Consider the following 15,661-nt stretch of genomic DNA (forward strand, 5'->3'; position numbering starts at 1 on the left):
GTCGCCCGGCCCGCTGACACCGGGCGCACATGCCGCTGACACGGTTACCGCCAGACCTCGTCAGCCGTCTCAGCGATCAGTCTCAGCTTGGCGACTTCCTGGTCGTACGACAGCACGTTGCCCTCGACCGTGGAGGAGAAGCCGCACTGCGGGGACAGGCAGAGCTGCTCGAGCGGGACGTATTTGGCGGCCTCGTCGATGCGGCGCTTGAGCGTGTCCTTCGACTCCAGCTCGCCCCGCTTGGTGGTCACCAGCCCCAGCACCACCATCTTCCCCTTGGGCACGAACCGCAGCGGGGCGAACGTGCCCGACCGCTCGTCGTCGTACTCCAGGAAGAAGCCGTCGACCGCGAGCTCGTTGAACAGCGCCTCGGCGACGAAGTCGTACCCGCCCTCGGCCGCCCACGACGACCGGAAGTTCCCCCGGCACATGTGTGTGGTGATTCTTGTGTCCTGCGGTCGATCGGCCAGGGCGGCGTTGATCTGCCGGATGTAGCGCAGATGCTGGTGCTCGGCGTCGTCCCCGCGGTCGGTGAGCAGCTTCCGCTGAGCCGGATCATTGAGGTACGCGAAGCTGGTGTCATCCAGCTGCAGATAGCGGCACCCGAGCTCGGCGACCCGCTTGACCTGCTCCTTGTAGGCGGCCGACAGATCCGCCCAGAACTGCTCCTCGTCCGGGTAGACGGCCGGATCGATGGCGGCCCGCCCACCCCGGTAGTGCACCATGCTCGGCGACGGGATGGTCAGCTTGGCCGTCTGCCCCTCTTCAGTGATCGACTTCAAGAAGGAGAAGTCATCCCCGAAGATCGTCTCGGTCAGCCGCACCGGCGCGTCGATCCTGAGCGCGGCCGACTCGAAGTCGAGCTCCCCCTGCGCGTTACGGAAATGCACCTGGATCTTCTCGTCGGTCGGCCGCACCCCACCCAGCCGGTAGATGAAATCCATGTGCCAGGAGGTCCGCCGAAACTCCCCGTCGGTCGCCGTCCGCAGCCCGGCATCCCGCTGCATCCGCACGACATCCCGGATCGCCGCGTCCTCGACCTCACGCAACTCCTCGGCGCCGATCTCCCCGGCCGCCCGTCGCTCCCGCGCCGCCAGCAACTCCCGCGGCCGCAGAAGACTCCCCACATGATCGGCCCGAAACGGCGGCGTGTCGCGCAGCGTCATGGTCTGGTCCTCCCTCGGCCCGGCATCCCGATGCAGCCAACCTAGCCTTTGTATCGACTCATGGCGATGCCGCTCGATCAGCAGGTCTCGCGGTAGGGCAGATCGGGGACATACTCCGACCACTCGGACGGGCTCAAGCCCCGACCCACGGTCTCGCAGGCGACGCGGCCCGGGTCGGCGGCGACCCTCATGACGTCGGCCACGTCCCAGATCAGGGCCGGCCCGCTGGGGCTGCCCGACACCACGGACTGCTCGCCCGGGCCGAAGACCGCCGAATAGACGGTGTTCGTGTGGCCGGTCAGCGCGGCCAGCCTTTTCGGGATCTCCGGGTAGTGGACGTCCCACACTGTCACGGTCTGGTCCTCGCCACCGAGGAGGAGAGTCTCGCCGGCAGTGCCGAACGACGCTGTCTCGATGGCCCCGTACAGTCCCGGCACAGTACTGAGGCGCCGAACATCGCCCACATCGGTGACATCCCAGAGATAGGCCGACGACGTAGCGCTGCCGGAGACGAGCATCCGTCCCGTCGCGTTGAAGGCGACCGGGCTGCTTGCGCCGCGCAGCGCATCGGCGACCCGGCGGGGACGAGCCGGATCCGCCAGGTCCCACAAAGCGACGGTCGGCGGATCGTCCTCATTGTGGTAGATCTCCGTCGCGGCCAGCCGGCCGTCCGGGCTGACCGCGGCTCCGACGACGACCGCCCCGGGGACCGGCAGCTCGCTCATCCGCCGAGGTTCCTGCGGGCGGCTCACGTCCCACACCGTCGCCCGCCCCGAAAGATGATTGTCGTCGCCCCGGGTGGCCAGCGCGGGAACGACAGCGATGTGAGCGCTCCGGTCGAGGCCCAGCCGCCCCACCCCGTCGAAGCCCACCGCCAGCGAACTCAAGCGCCTGGGACGAGCCGGGTCGGCGACATTCCAGACAGTGGTGCCGGCCGGTCCGGAGACCAGCGCGATATGCCGATCAGGGGCCGTCGCCAGCTCGGTGATGCCCACGTTCCCGTCGGGGAGCCTGGCCACCATTCGCGGCGCGGACGGCTGCGTCAGGTCCCACAACTCCGCGCTGCCGATGTCACGGGAACCGATGGCGACCACCTCGCCGTCGCGTCCGATGGGTGCGGCCCACTCCCGCCCCGAATCCACAGCCGCCTTGATCTGACCGACCCGGGGCACCGACGACATGGGCCGGAGGGCCCAGACCTGGAGGGAGCCGGTGGCTGTCAACGCCAGCCGCCCATCCGAGCTCACGGCGACCGCACGCACCTCGTCGAACCGGCCGAAGACGCCGGTCCGGCTGGGTTGGCCCGGATCACGGAGGTCCCACAGAGCGAAGGGACGGCCGGGCACTGCCACTACCGCCGTTCTTCCGTCGGGCGTCAGGGCAACCGAGCCTCCGCCCGCATCGGGGTCGTCGGCCGACGCCTTGAGGGTGCCGGAACGGCGCGGTCGCCGAGGATCACTCAGGTCGTACACCGCACCCTCGGAGGTGACCGCGAGCCGGCCGTCGCGGGCGAGAGCAATGGTCTGCTGGCCCATGGACGGCGCGCGGAGGCGGCCGAGGCGGCGAGGACGATGCACATCGCGGATGTCCCAGACCGACAGGCTGTCGTCCGCGGTGATGACCGCGATCTTCCCGTCCCCGCTCATGTTGTAGTTGGGGACTGCAGTCCCCGGGCGCGGAAGGCGAGCCGCCTGGCGAGGCTTCGCGGGGTCGGTGAAGTCCCACAGGCGGATCGCGGCATCGGCGTTGCCCAGCAGCATTCCGGCGCGTGCGCCGGCGTCCATCTCGGCCGCGTCGGTCCCGGGAACAGCACCGATCTCTCTCGCCCGGAACCGATCGTCGAGTTGCCACAACTCGGCTCCCTGGTCCGTTGCGATCAGGAGACGGCGCCCATCGGCGCTGATCGCCGCCGAGGACACCATCGATCCGGTCTCGAACCGGCTCACCACCTGAGGACGGTGCGGGTCGTGGAGATCCCACACCGTGACCCCGCCCGTCTCATCGCAGACCAGGGCGACCGGGCGGCCCGGCACAAAGGTCACGGCCGTGACGGTGGTCGCGTCGTCCGCCAGGGTGGCCGCGAACCGGTTGTTCAACACCGTTTCCTGCAAGCTGCCGCGGGTGTCGGGCGCGGGCGCGATGCCGTGGGCTGCGATGCCGAGCCGAAGGGCGATGTCCGGGGCGGACTCGCGGACGGCGGCCGCTTCGGAGGCGAGCCTGCGCGCGATGGCCACTCGCTGTTGCCGGGAGGCCTGACCCGACTCCCGTACCGCGACGGCGGCCGTACCGGCCGCCAGGACCAGCAGGGTGGCGAGCGAGGCGACGACACCCCGGCGAACTCTGGCCTTTCGTCGCGCGGAAGCATCCCGAGCGAGCGCCAGACGTTCCGCCACGGCAGCGCAATGGGCAACGAATGGGGCGACATGCTCGGTCTCGGACGGACGGTCCGCGACGATGGCGACCGCCCGGGCGAGCACCGCGCCGCGCAGGACCGAGTCGTCGCCGTGCTCGGACCACTCGCGGCGGGCCACCTCCGTCCGGTCGAGCCGGCTCAGGAAGTCGGCGTCGTCGTCCCGCCAGGCTTGGAGTCGCGGCCAGTCGCGCAGGAGGATCTCGTGGGCGATCTCCGCCGTCTCCACGCCGGTGGCCGAGTCACGAGCGAGCGTGACCAGCCGGCGCGGCGGGTCAGCGAGCTTGCCGGCGACGGCCCAGTCCGCGGCCGGCAGTTCGGTGCGCAGAACCGGCCGGCCGACGCCCTGAAGGTCGGTCCGGGTGAAGCGGCAGAAGACGTACCGGGCTCGCCGCTGCTCGTCCTCGCTCAGGCGGTCGTAGCACTCGTCGGCGTGCAAGATCAGACCACGGCGCAGGCCGCCCATGTCGCGGTACGAGTCCAGGGTGAGCCGCCGGTCGCGCTGTCCCGCCCACAGCTGGTGCAGCGTGAACTGGACCAGCGGCAGGTCACCGGCCTGCCCGGCGAAGTCCTCGACGATCTGGGCGACAAGACGCTCGTCGAGACGTATCGGCCGGTCCGTGTCCGCCGCCCGGGCTGGTTCGGCGATCGCGGACCGCAGGTCGGACTCGTCCATGTGCCGCAGAGGCCGCGCGTGACGCTGCATGTAGTCGCCGACCCGGCGGTCGAGCGTGACGAACCGGCCGTAGTAGTCGTCGCGGACGCCGAGCGCGACCACCGCGGACGGGTGGCGGCCCTGCTCAATGAGGTCGGCGAGCAGGCCGACGAGCCGGTCGAGCTCGTCCGCGTCGTGGCGGTGGGAGAGAGCCTGCTCCAGCTGGTCCAGGACGAGAACGGCACGGTCGTGGCCGGTGATGGTGGCCAGCTCGCCCAGCGCGCCGGCCAGACCCCAGGTGGAGAGGCGGGTCTGCCACCGTTCGAGGTCCGGGTGATCGGCGGCCCGGCTCATCGCGGCCGCGATCGCCGTGACGACCCGGTCGCCCGGGCGCACGAACAGTTCGATCTGGGATGCGGTGGACCGGAGCCGGGCCACCAGACCGGCGGCCAGGACCGACGACTTCCCGCTTCCGGAGGCGCCCATGACCGTCAGCACCGGCCGGCGTTCCACGTCGGCGAGCAGCTCGTCGACGAAGCCGTCGCGGCCGTGGAACCGCTGGGCGTCGTCCACGGTGAAGGACCGTAGGCCCGGATACGGCGAGGGAGGTGGCTGGTACAGCTGAGTCGGCCACATGTCGACGGCGACGCCGGAGTGGATGACGTAGACGTCGGTGCCGTCCTCGCCCGCCGCGTGCAGAATCCCGGCCACGCGGTCCGAGCCGGTCAGCCACACCGGTCCGCCACTGAACCCGCCGCCGACCGCGAACGCTCCCCGGACGACCTGGTCGATCTGGGTGCGTCCCTTGTCGATGTCCCCCATGAGCTCGCCGCTGACGTGGCCGGGGTTGCGCCGGTTCGGCGACGGGCCCCACATCTGGACGGCGGCACCCGAGCACCGGTCACCGTGCGCGAGCGTGAGGGCCGGCACGCCCGTGGGCAGGGGCTGCCCGGCCACGAGGCCCGCGACGTCGTGGGTGAGGAACTCGCCGTCGTCCGGCCCCCAGGCGGCGACCGCCGCCCGGCCGACGGGCGCCTCGTCACCCTCGCCGCCGAAGGGGAAGTCGAGGAGTACGTGCACGACCCCGGTGGGCCGGTCCGCGGTCCGCCGCGGCCGGCCGAGCGCGGTATTGATCACGTGGGCGGCGGTCAGCAATTGCCGATCGCCGACGACGAAGGCCAATCCGACCGGCGTTTGATCTTTTCCCAGAACCCTCGCGATGGAGTGCTCAGGGGCGGTCACCGTCGGCCGCCCTCTCCCAATTCATCGTGATCTTCATGGTGGCCTCAGCGGTGCCTTTGGTGAGAATCACGCCGGTCTCCCCCGCGAATTTCACCCCCAGCTCCACGGACACTTTGTCGGGCGCGTTCCCGTGGCGCCGAACCCGCGTGATGATCGACTCAACGGCGGGCAGAAGCCGGTCGACCGAGCCGGCCAGAGAACGGGCGGCCCGAAACGTACGGCGGCCGTCGGCCGAGGTCAGCTCGACGTCGTCGGCACCCACGTCCCGCGGGTCGACCTCGATCTCCACACAGTCGCTGCCGTCTTCTTCCACCGGCACCCGGAGCAGCACTGTCGCCACGAAAAACTCCTCATTGGACAGGGTTAAAATGATCGAGAATCGGGATCGAATTCGGCCATCCATTCGATCCGACACATTTACTACTCGGGTCTCGGCAAGGCTGTCAACGACCCTTTATCCGCCAACAAAGATCTTTACCGCCCGGTTACCGTCAATACGATTTGCGCTACGGGAGCGTCACTCTCCCGGCTCGCCGACGATTTTGTCGGGAGAGCCGGCCATCGGCCTTGCGGCGCGGAGCTATCGTTGTCGGCGTGATCTGGTCGGTGGCCCTCTGGCACCTGATCGGCGCGCTGACCGATGTCGGCCCGGCCGGTCTGGTGGTCGGCGCGCTGCTGGTCGCCGTGCTGGCGGCTGTTGCCGTGGCCGGCCGGCGGGTGCCGGTGGGCGGCGCGCGGATCACTCCGGGGGTGCTGCGGCAGCGGGCCGCGCGCATCCTGCCCCGGCACCGCGACCCCGACGCCGCGGGCCGCACCCGGCCTCGAGGACCAACTGCCTGGCGGCTCGTCTCCGCCCGGTAGTTCTCCGTCTCTTCCTCGAGGGGTTCCTTCTTCATGTCTGCCGTCTACACGGCGATCTCCGCCGTGCTCCTGTTCTGGCATGCGCTCTGGGAGCGCGTCCTGTCCGGCCCGGATTGGCCGTGGATCCTGGGCATCGTCTTCCTGGTTCTCACCATCCGTACGCTTCTGCTGCCGCTCGCGATCCGCTCGGTGAAGTCGCAGCGGCGTGTGCAGGCCCTCGCCCCGCGCGTCAAGGAGCTGCGTGACGACCCCGCGGCCGTGGTCGAGCTGTACCGCTCCGAGAAGGTCAGCCCGTTCGCCGGGTTCCTGCCGCTGCTGATCCAGATCCCGGTCTTCATCGGACTGCTACACGTGCTGCGCCACATCCGGCCCGGCTCCACCACGGCCACCCTCTACGGGTGGACGCAGACGCAGTTCGACAGCGCCGCCCACGCCAAGTTGCTCGGCGCGCCCATCGCGGCCACCTTCAGCCACCATCTCGGCGCGCCCGCCCTCACCGTCCAGCTGGTCACGGCGGCCCTGATCGCCATCATGATCGTCACGACGTACCTGTCCACGCGGCAGTCGATCCTGCGCACCGGCTGGGCCGAGGACACGGTCACCCGCACAGTTCAACGGCTCATGCTGTACGGGCTACCGGTCTCCCTGCTCGTCTCGGGCGCCGTCTTCCCGATCGGTGTGATCGTCTACTGGGTGACCCAGAACCTGTTCGGCCTCGCCCAGCAGGCCTGGATCATGCATCGTCACCCGGTCCCGACCGGCGAGCCTCCGCGCGCGCCCGGGGACGATGAGGCAAGATCACGGGGTGCTACCGGATGAGGATCTTGATACGTCGACCCTGAACGAGCGGCAGCGCCAGATCCTCTCGGTGATCCAGAAGTGGGCGCTGCGGCACGGCTACTCCCCCTCGACGCGCGAGATCGCCGACGCGATCGGCCTGGCCTCCACCTCGACGGTCAGCCGGCATCTGCGCGTCCTGGAGGAGTACGGCTTCCTGCGCCGCGGCCGCTCGACCCGCCCGGTCGACGTCCGGATGTTCCTGCCGCCAATGCCGCAGCAGCGCGGCGAGACGACCACAGTGGGCGTGCCGGTGCTCGGCGACATCGCCGCCGGCACGCCCATCCTGGCCGAGCAGAACTCCGACGAGGTGCTGCCGCTGCCCCGCGACCTGGTCGGCCGGGGCACCCTGTTCGGTCTGCGGGTCCGCGGCGACTCCATGATCGACGCCGCCATCTGCGACGGTGACCTGGTCATCGTCAAGCAGCAGCCGGAGGCCTACAACGGCGACATCGTGGCCGCCATGATCGACGACGAGGCCACCGTCAAGGTCTATCGCCGCCGCTCCGGCCATGTCGTCCTCGAACCCCGCAACCCCGCCTACGACGACATCGACGGCGACCACGCCACCATCCTCGGCAAGGTCGTCTCGGTCCTGCGCCGCACCTGAGCGGCCGGCGGCCGACACGTCCGGGCCAGGATCGCACTTCCCTCCTCCCGCGCGGGCAGCCCGGCCATCTAGGGTGGTTCCGTGGGGGCAATGCGTGACGACGAGCGGCTGCGCCGCCTGGAAGCGGTCACCGACGCCGCCCTCTCCCGGCTCGACGTCTCCGACCTTCTCGACGAGTTGCTCGAGCGGGTCCGGGATCTGCTCGACGCCGACACGGCGGCCATCATGCTGCTCGACCCGCACGCCCAGCAGCTCGTGGCGACCGCGGCCAAGGGGCTGGAGCAGGAGATCCGCCAGGGCATCCGGGTGCCGGTGGGCCAGGGCTTCTCGGGCCGGGTCGCGCAGGGCCGCCGGCCGGTGGTGCTGCACGACGTGACGGCCGCCGACGTGGCCAGCCCGGTGCTCATCGAGAAGGGCGTCCGGTCCCTGCTGGGGGTGCCGGTGCTGGCCGGCGGCGAGGTCATCGGGGTGCTGCACGTGGGCACCTGCTCGCCGCGGCAGTTCACCGGCGACGACATCCGGCTGCTCGAGGTGGCGGCCGACCGGGCCGGCGCGGCCGGGCAGATCCGGGCCCGCAAGCTCGACCGGGCGGCCGCGCTCGCCCTGCAGCGCAGCCTGCTGCCGTCGTTGCTGCCGGAGCTGACCGACCTGTCGTTCGCCGCCCGCTACGTGCCCGGCCACGACTTCGGCCTCGGCGGCGACTGGTACGACGTGTTCCGCCTGCCCTCGGGCCCGCTCGGGCTGGTCATCGGCGACGTCTCGGGCCACGGCCTCGCCTCGGCCGTGGTGATGGGCCGGGTCCGGAGCGCGCTGCGGGCGTACACCCTGATGAGTGACGATCCCGCCGAGGTCCTCACCCTGCTGGACCGAAAGGTCCGGCATTTCGAGGCGGGCAGCCTGACCACCGCGTTGTACGCGACGATCGCGCCCGGTCACGACTCCGTCCGCATCTCCTCGGCCGGGCACCTGCGGCCGGTGCTGGCCGCGCCCGGCGGGGTGAAGGGCCTGGTCGAGATGCCGGTCGACGCCCCGCTCGGAGTCGGCGGCAAGCGCCCGCGGCACACGACGCGGCTGGAGCTGCCGCGGGGCGCGGTGATGCTGTTCTACACCGACGGGCTGGTCGAGCGGCGGGACCGGGTGATCGACGTGGGCATCGACGCGCTCATCGACGCGGTCCGGCCGGCCGGGCCCGAGCAGGTCTGTTCCGAGGTCATGACGAGCATCGGCCTCGACCAGCCGACCGACGACGTCGCCGTGCTGGCCGTGCACCGCAGGTAGCGCCGCTCAGCAAGCCGGCGGAACGGCCGATCAGTCGACGTGGGGTTCGCGCGCAGGATCAGGCCGGCGCTGGTCCCGCTGCTGATCTGGCTGGTGCTGGTCGCGGTGGGCACCGCGGTGCTGTTCTGGCAGCAGTGCGACAGCCGCCAGTCGCTGGCGCAGCGCTTCAGCCTGCGCGTGGGCCTGATGGGCGACTTCGTCACCAGCTACACCGCCGACCTCATCGAACGGGAGCGGGTGCAGGCCCGGGCCTCGCTGACCGACGCGACGGTGGACGAGCGCGACTTCGCCAAGGCCGTCGCCGGCTTCGGCTACCCGGCGGCAGTCCTGCTCGATGCCCGGGGCCGGGCACTGCAGGTGGTGCCGCACAACGAGACGATCATCGGCAAGGACCTGGCCGGGCGGTACTCGCACCTGTCGACCGCTGTCACCGAGGGCAAGGCGGCGGTCTCGCCCGTGGTGCCCTCGGCCGTGCGGGGTCTGCCGGTGGTCGCGTTCGCCGTGCCGTTTCAGACCACCTCGGGGCGGCGGGTCTTCTCGGGTGCGGTGGAGATCCGCGACAGCCCGCTGTCGGCCTATCTGTCCAGCGCCCTGACCTATGCCGGGGCCAAGGTGCAGCTGGTCGACGGCAACGGCAGCATCGTGGCCGCCAACCGGGCCCTCGACGGCGGGGTGCCCACCCTGGCCGGCGACAACGAGCCGCTGGCGGCGGCCCTGCGGCAGCACAGCAGGGGCGCCTACGAGGACGGCGGGCAGCGGTGGCGGTACTCGTCCACCCCGATCAGGGGCACGCCGTGGCGGCTGTCGGCCACCGTACGCGAGGACGTGCTCTTCGCGACGCTGGCCGGCAACGAGGTCGCCGGCCGGGCCGGGCTGGCCGGGGCGGCCGTGGTCGGCCTGCTGGTGGTGGCCGCGGCCGGCCGGGCCCGGCGCAGCCGCCAGGACCTGCGGCTGAGCGAGGACCGCTTCCGCAAGGTGTTCGACGGGTCCCGGATCGGGATGACCCTGACCGACACCGAGGGCCGCTACGTGCGGGTCAACCCGGCCGCGGCCGAGCTGTTCGGCCGCTCCGAGCAGGAGCTGATCGGCCGGCGCACGGACGACATCACCCACCCGGACGACGTGGGCCGGGCCGCCGAGTCGGTCCGGGACTGCCTGTCGGGCCGGATCGACGGTTTCGACCTGGACAAGCGGTACGTGCACGCGGACGGCCGGATCATCGACGCGTCGGTCACCAGCGCCCTGCTGCGCGACACCGAGGGCCGCCCGCAGTACTTCGCCATGCAGATCGTCGACACGACCGAACGCCGGGCGCTGGAGCAGGCCCGGCGCGCCGGCGAGGCCGAACTGGCCGAGCGGGCCGAGCAACTGCAGCAGGTCAACGCGCACCTGGGTGACGTCATGGCGATGCTCAGCCACGACGTCCGCCAGCCCCTGACCCGGATCATCGGGCTGGGCGAGCTGCTGCTCGACGAATGGGCGGAGTCGAGCCAGGAGGAGAAGCTGCACGACGTACGCCGGATGACCGCGGCCGGGCACAGCGCGAGCGAGCTCGTCACCGACATCCTGACCCTGGCCCAGGTCGACGCGGGGGCGATGGTGGCCCGGCCGGTCCGGGTCGACCTGGCCCACCTGGTCCGCGCGGCGGTGGCCGGCGAGCAGGTCACGGTGGTGGCGCCGGACGAGCTCCACGGCTTCGCCGACCCGAAGCACCTGCAGCTCATCCTGGGCAACCTGCTGGCCAACGCCGTCAAGTACGGCGAGCCGCCGGTCACCGTGACCGTGGCCAACCGGCGCCACCACGTCGAGATCAAGGTGGCCGACGAGGGCGAGGGCGTGCCCGAGGCGTTCGTCGAGCACCTGTTCGACCGCTTCGCCCGCGCCGAGAGCGGCGTGGCCACCACGACCAGCGGCACCGGCCTCGGCCTGTACCTGGTGCGCCAGCTGGCCCAGGCCGGCGGCCTCGACGTCAGCTACCAGCCCAACCAGCCGCGCGGCGCCGCCTTCGTGGTCACCGTGCCGCACCCCTACGAGCCACGCGCCGACGACACGAAGCGCGTCACTTCACCCCGCCGGACCCCGGCCGGCTGAGACAGCCGTTCCCCCTTTCACCCGGCCCGGGCGGTGATCAGCCAACAGGCCGCGGTGAAACGGACTTCCGAGCCCAGGACGTACGGGTCGAAAGCAGCGCGCACCGTCTGGACGATCGTGGCGCGCCGCGGCCCGGGCACGCTCGGCAGGAGCCGGCTGACCGGGCCGAGCCGGGTGAAGTAGCCGGTCAGCTCGCTCACCGGCATCGACAGCCCGACATCCAGCGGCGCCAGCTCCACGTCCGACCAGCCACTCTTCGCGAGGATCTTGCCCGTCCGCTCAGGGTCGGCCAGCCCGAACTGCCCCGGCGCGTCCGGCACCCGCTCCGGTAGCTCGGGCAGCAGCGGCCGGGCGGCCCGCTCGGCCGTGGTCATGAACGGGTTGTCGGCCGGCTCCCGCCACACGATCAGACGGGCGCCGCCGCCGGCCCGCACCGCCCGCCGCAGATTGCCGAAGGCCCGAACCGGGTCGGCGAAGAACATCACCCCGAATCGGGAGACGATCGTGTCGAAGCCGGCGGGCTCGAACCCGTACGTCTGGGCGTCGGCCTCGATGGCCTCGACCCCGCGCTCGCGAGCGGCGGCGACCATCAGGGCCGACACGTCGATCCCGACCGCCCGGGTGCCGGGCCGCCGCGCGATCGCCGCCGTCGTGCTCCCGGTCCCGCAGCCGACGTCCAGCACGTCGCCCGGCGGCAGATCCACGACCAGCACCTCCTCGAGCGGCCGGAACAGCTCCTCCAGCACCTCCTGCGAGTCGATCCAGCCCTGCCCGCCCGGCCCGTTCCATCGCGCCGCCTGATCCACCGTGGTCTCCCTCTTGTGCTGCCGCGTCGTTCGTGCCACCGTTCCACCTCAAGTCGGCTTGAGGTCAAGGGAGACCCGCGGTGGACCTGGACATCGGTGAGGTGGCCCGCCGCTCCGGGCTGCCCGTTTCCGCCCTGCACTACTACGAGGAAAGAGGCCTGATCGCCCCGGCCGGGCGGCGCGGCCTGCGACGGCAGTACGACCCGGGTGTGCTGCAGCGGCTGGCCCTGATCGCCCTGGGACAGGCGGCCGGTTTCTCGCTCTCGGACATCGCGCGGCTCATTCCGGCCTCCGCGGACGAGGCGCCCGGGCTCGACCGCGGGATGCTCACCGCGAAGGCCGACGAGCTGACCCGGACCATCGAGGAGCTGACCGCGCTGCGCGACGCCCTGCAGCACACCGCCGCCTGCCGGGCGCCCAGCCACGCCGCGTGCCCGACGTTCCAGGCCGCCCTGGCCTCAGCCCGCCCGCACCCCGGCCGAAATGCTCCTTTTCGGGGGAAGCGCAGCTTGACAAAATGAGGTTTGATTGACGCGGCTCGCTCAGTCGGGGCCGCGGTGATCATGACGCCTAGTTGCGGGTGGTGGTTCTGTGGGTTCCTGGATGCGGCGGCGCGATCACAACATCTTCTTCAACGGGTTCGCGTTCCTGCTCTGTGGACTGCTGGCCGGGGTCGTGGTGGCGGCGGCCGCCTTCCCCGTGGTGGCGATGTCCGGGCTGGCCGCCAAGGCCGGCGGCCAGACCTTCGCGAGCCTGCCGGGCGAGCTCAAGGCGTTCAGCTCCCCGCAGATCACCCGGGTCTACGCGTCGGACAACAAGACGCAGCTCGCCCAGTTCTACGACGAGTTCCGCAGCGACGTGCGCCTCAAGGACATCTCGAAGTTCATGCGCGACGCCATGGTCGCTGCCGAGGACCGCGAGTTCTACCACCACAACGGCGTCGACCTCAAGGGCGTCGCCCGCGCGCTGGTCAACAACAACAACGGCAAGTCCAAACAGGGCGCCTCGACGATCACCATGCAATGGGTGCGGATGTCCCTGGCCTACTCGGCGACCAGTCCCCAGGAGGTCGTCGACGCGACCGAGGACACCCCGAAACGCAAGGTCACCGAGATGAAGTACGCGATGCAGGTCGAGAAGGAGCTCACCAAGGACCAGATCATCGAGCGGTACCTCAACATCGCGCCGTTCGGCAAGCAGACGTACGGCATCTTCGCCGCCAGCCAGGTCTACTTCAACAAGAAGCCCAAGGACCTCACGATCGGCCAGGCCGCCCTGCTGGCCGCCGTGGTCAAGGCCCCGTCCGCGTTCGACCCGACCACCGCCGAGGGCTACAAGGCGATCAAGCTGCGCCGTGACACGTACGTCATCCCCGGCATGGTCGAGATGGGCGCGATCACGCAGGCCCAGGCCGACAAGGCGATCAAGGAGGCGATCCCGCGGACGGTCAAGCCGATCGGCAACGGCTGCGTCTCGGTCGCCCGCAACGAGTGGGGCTTCTTCTGCGACTTCTTCTACCGGTGGTGGATGGATCGCGAGGAGTTCGGCGCCACCCCGTACGACCGGGCCCGCCGGCTCAAGAGCGGCGGCTACCGGATCACCACGACCATCGACGTCAAGGCGCAGAGCCAGGCCCGCAAGCGGATCGCCCAGCTGATCTCCGAACGCGACACGAACGCGCTGCTGCTGGCCGCCGTCCAGCCCGGCACCGGCAAGGTCCGGCTGCTCGCGGCGAACCGCCGGTTCAAGCTGGACGAGTCGAAGAACTACATGAACTCCGACCCGGCCAAGCGGAAGCGCGGCCTGCGCGGCACCTACCCGAACACGACCAACCCGCTGCTCACCGGGGGCGGCGACATCACCGGCTACCAGGCCGGCTCGGTCATGAAGATGTTCACGATGGTGGCCGCGCTGGAGAAGGGCGTCCCGCTCGCGTACCAGATCAAGACGGAGAAGCAGTACCGCACCCGCTACATCATCAGCTCCCGCAGCGACTCCGCCTGCGAGGGCACCCACTTCTGGTGCCCGGGCAACTCCGGCGGTGGCGGCGAGGGCGTCTTCAACATGTGGACGGCCTTCGGCAAGTCGATCAACACCTACTTCGTGCCGCTCGAGGAGCAGATCGGCGCTGATCGCGTGGTCGACGTGGCCAAACGCTTCGGCATCAAGTTCCGCTCACCGTCCGACGCCAAGCTGGCCTCGCCCGGCTACTCCCACCAGTGGGGCGCGTTCACCCTCGGCGTCTCGGCGACCACCCCGCTCGACATGGCCAACGCGTACGCGACCCTGGCCGGCGACGGCATGTACTGCGAACCCACCCCGATCGAGCAGATCGTCACCAAGGACGGCCAGAAACTCGACATCGGCAAACCCCAATGCAACCGCGCCACCAGCGCCGACGTGGCCCGGGCGGCGCTCGACGCGACCCGCTGCCCGGTCGGCGACTCCGCCCGCCTCGGCAGCTGCGACGGAGCGACCGCCCCGCAGACGCGCGACGTGGTCGGCCATCCCGTCTTCGGCAAGACCGGAACCACCGACCGCGACCGGACCGCCTCGCTCATCGCCGGCACGACCTCGCTGGTCGTGGCCGGCTACCTGGTCAACCCCGACTACCAGGCCCACAAGGACCGGATGCAGCACTCCCAGGTCAACCCGGCCGTCTACCGCACCCTTGGCGACTACATGCAGGGCAAGCCGTCGGTCCAGTTCAAACGCCCGGAAAGCCGCAAGATCGTGTACGGCGACCAGCGCCGCATCCCCGACGTGGCCTGCGACCCGATCGACAGCGCCCGCGACCGCCTGCGCGACCTCGGCTTCCGCGTCTACATCGGCCAGGACGTCGACTCCAAGTGCCCGCCCGGCACCGCCGCCGGCACCAGCCCCAGCGGCCGTACGATCAAGGGCGGCATCGTCACCATCGAGGTGAGCAACGGCAAGGACGCCACGAAACCCACCCTGCCGGGCTTCCCCCCGATCATCACCCCGCCGAGGCCCGGAGAGTAAGACAGGGGGTCGTGGCCGGGAGGCGCCCGGAGACGTACGCCCCCGGCGAGACCCCCATGACCGAGCGGAAGTCCCCGATCATGTGGGCCTGGTCGAAATAGCCGGCCGCGTCGGCCACGGCCGCCCAGCGCTCCCGGCCAGCCAGCGACAACACCCGGCGCACCCGGCTGATCCGCGCGAAGTGCTTGGGTGACAGGCCGACTTCCCGGGCGAAGAGCGTACGCAGATAGCGCTCGCTCACGCCCGCACGCCCGGACGCCTCCCCCAGCCCCGCCGACTCGGACAGCGCCCCGATCGCCGCGGTCACGGCCGGGTCGCCGCGCCCACCGAACACCTCGGCCAGCCGGGACGGATCCGCCAGCAGCTCGCCGGTGAGCCGCCGGCCCTCGTCACCCCAGAGATCAGCCAGCCTTACGGCCCGGTCGACCAGCGTGGAAACGGGCACCCGGAGAGCGGCCCGGGCATGACCGGGCGGCAGCATCATCCGGACGCACACGGGGGTGGGCCGGGACGGGTGATAGCTGCCGCGGGTGCGCGGACCCGTCACGATGACGTCGCTGCGCCCGTCGGCCGTCGTGCGGAGAACCACCGCCGCGGCCACCTCGGGCTCCTGCACCACGGTCGTCTCCACGATCCCGACCCTAGCGACGCCGCCCGCCCGCCGGCAGTGCCGATTCTTCCAAGACGATCCCGCCCCGGCCG

12 protein-coding genes are annotated in these 15,661 nt (G+C 71.0%); 7 read left to right on the top strand and 5 right to left on the bottom strand.

Annotated elements, in window-relative coordinates; translation table 11 throughout:
- Window positions 1–44 precede the first annotated feature (44 nt).
- The 3 genes from AB0J66_RS08280 to AB0J66_RS08290 all read right to left on the bottom strand — a co-directional run bounded on the left by AB0J66_RS08280 (window position 45) and on the right by AB0J66_RS08290 (window position 5,876).
- Window positions 45–1,166, bottom strand: coding sequence for a 5-methyltetrahydropteroyltriglutamate--homocysteine S-methyltransferase (locus AB0J66_RS08280; RefSeq protein WP_364657199.1), 1,122 nt, complete (start codon window positions 1,164–1,166; stop codon window positions 45–47).
- A 77-nt stretch (window positions 1,167–1,243) separates the two neighbouring features.
- Entirely contained in the window at window positions 1,244–5,413 is a 4,170-nt protein-coding gene (locus tag AB0J66_RS08285) for a WD40 repeat domain-containing protein (protein WP_364657201.1), read from the bottom strand.
- A 46-nt stretch (window positions 5,414–5,459) separates the two neighbouring features.
- Complete coding sequence (locus AB0J66_RS08290; protein WP_364657204.1) at window positions 5,460–5,876, bottom strand: CU044_2847 family protein; 417 nt, start codon at window positions 5,874–5,876, stop codon at window positions 5,460–5,462.
- A gap of 191 nt (window positions 5,877–6,067) precedes the next feature.
- Here AB0J66_RS08290 and AB0J66_RS08295 point away from each other — a divergent pair, with 191 nt between their 5' ends.
- The 5 genes from AB0J66_RS08295 (at window position 6,068) to AB0J66_RS08315 (ending at window position 11,150) form a co-directional block, all read left to right on the top strand.
- Window positions 6,068–6,334 carry a DUF6412 domain-containing protein gene (locus AB0J66_RS08295; protein WP_364657206.1) on the top strand — a complete coding sequence of 89 codons (267 nt, stop codon included), beginning with the start codon at window positions 6,068–6,070 and terminating at the stop codon, window positions 6,332–6,334.
- 33 nt (window positions 6,335–6,367) lie between these two features.
- Window positions 6,368–7,153 (top strand): membrane protein insertase YidC, encoded by a 786-nt coding sequence (gene yidC, locus AB0J66_RS08300; RefSeq protein ID WP_364657209.1) that lies wholly within the window; start codon window positions 6,368–6,370, stop codon window positions 7,151–7,153.
- Window positions 7,140–7,781 (top strand): transcriptional repressor LexA, encoded by a 642-nt coding sequence (gene lexA, locus AB0J66_RS08305; RefSeq protein ID WP_364657211.1) that lies wholly within the window; start codon window positions 7,140–7,142, stop codon window positions 7,779–7,781. Before yidC ends, lexA begins: the two co-directional genes overlap by 14 nt.
- 90 nt (window positions 7,782–7,871) lie before the next feature.
- Window positions 7,872–9,059 carry a GAF domain-containing SpoIIE family protein phosphatase gene (locus tag AB0J66_RS08310; RefSeq protein ID WP_364657361.1) on the top strand — a complete coding sequence of 396 codons (1,188 nt, stop codon included), beginning with the start codon at window positions 7,872–7,874 and terminating at the stop codon, window positions 9,057–9,059.
- Window positions 9,060–9,098: 39 nt separating this feature from the next.
- Window positions 9,099–11,150: a PAS domain S-box protein gene (locus AB0J66_RS08315; protein ID WP_364657214.1), complete on the top strand. Its 2,052-nt coding sequence runs from the start codon at window positions 9,099–9,101 to the stop codon at window positions 11,148–11,150.
- Between the two features lie 17 nt (window positions 11,151–11,167).
- Here AB0J66_RS08315 and AB0J66_RS08320 read toward each other — a convergent pair whose 3' ends face one another.
- Entirely contained in the window at window positions 11,168–11,995 is an 828-nt protein-coding gene (locus AB0J66_RS08320; protein ID WP_364657217.1) for a class I SAM-dependent methyltransferase, read from the bottom strand.
- A 41-nt stretch (window positions 11,996–12,036) separates the two neighbouring features.
- On the opposite strand from AB0J66_RS08320, the gene AB0J66_RS08325 reads away from it, so the two are divergent.
- Together AB0J66_RS08325 and AB0J66_RS08330 are read left to right on the top strand one after the other, a co-directional pair.
- The gene (locus AB0J66_RS08325; protein ID WP_364657219.1) at window positions 12,037–12,477 is read left to right on the top strand and encodes a helix-turn-helix domain-containing protein; all 441 of its coding nucleotides are present in this window, start codon (window positions 12,037–12,039) and stop codon (window positions 12,475–12,477) included.
- 82 nt (window positions 12,478–12,559) lie between these two features.
- Window positions 12,560–14,959: a transglycosylase domain-containing protein gene (locus tag AB0J66_RS08330; protein WP_364657222.1), complete on the top strand. Its 2,400-nt coding sequence runs from the start codon at window positions 12,560–12,562 to the stop codon at window positions 14,957–14,959.
- Here AB0J66_RS08330 and AB0J66_RS08335 read toward each other — a convergent pair.
- Window positions 14,934–15,590 (bottom strand): helix-turn-helix domain-containing protein, encoded by a 657-nt coding sequence (locus tag AB0J66_RS08335; protein WP_364657225.1) that lies wholly within the window; start codon window positions 15,588–15,590, stop codon window positions 14,934–14,936. The genes AB0J66_RS08330 and AB0J66_RS08335 overlap by 26 nt on opposite strands.
- Window positions 15,591–15,661 lie beyond the last annotated feature (71 nt).

Source organism: Actinoplanes sp. NPDC049598, from assembly GCF_040675435.1.
In the GTDB taxonomy this organism is placed as follows: domain Bacteria; phylum Actinomycetota; class Actinomycetes; order Mycobacteriales; family Micromonosporaceae; genus Actinoplanes.

Coding starts and splice junctions, on each gene's coding strand:
- AB0J66_RS08280 (WP_364657199.1), bottom strand. CDS start 1,166: ATGACGCTGCGCGACACGCCGCCGTTTCGGGCCGATCATGTGGGGAGT.
- AB0J66_RS08290 (WP_364657204.1), bottom strand. CDS start 5,876: ATGGATGGCCGAATTCGATCCCGATTCTCGATCATTTTAACCCTGTCC.
- yidC (WP_364657209.1), top strand. CDS start 6,368: ATGTCTGCCGTCTACACGGCGATCTCCGCCGTGCTCCTGTTCTGGCAT.
- AB0J66_RS08310 (WP_364657361.1), top strand. CDS start 7,872: ATGCGTGACGACGAGCGGCTGCGCCGCCTGGAAGCGGTCACCGACGCC.
- AB0J66_RS08330 (WP_364657222.1), top strand. CDS start 12,560: ATGCGGCGGCGCGATCACAACATCTTCTTCAACGGGTTCGCGTTCCTG.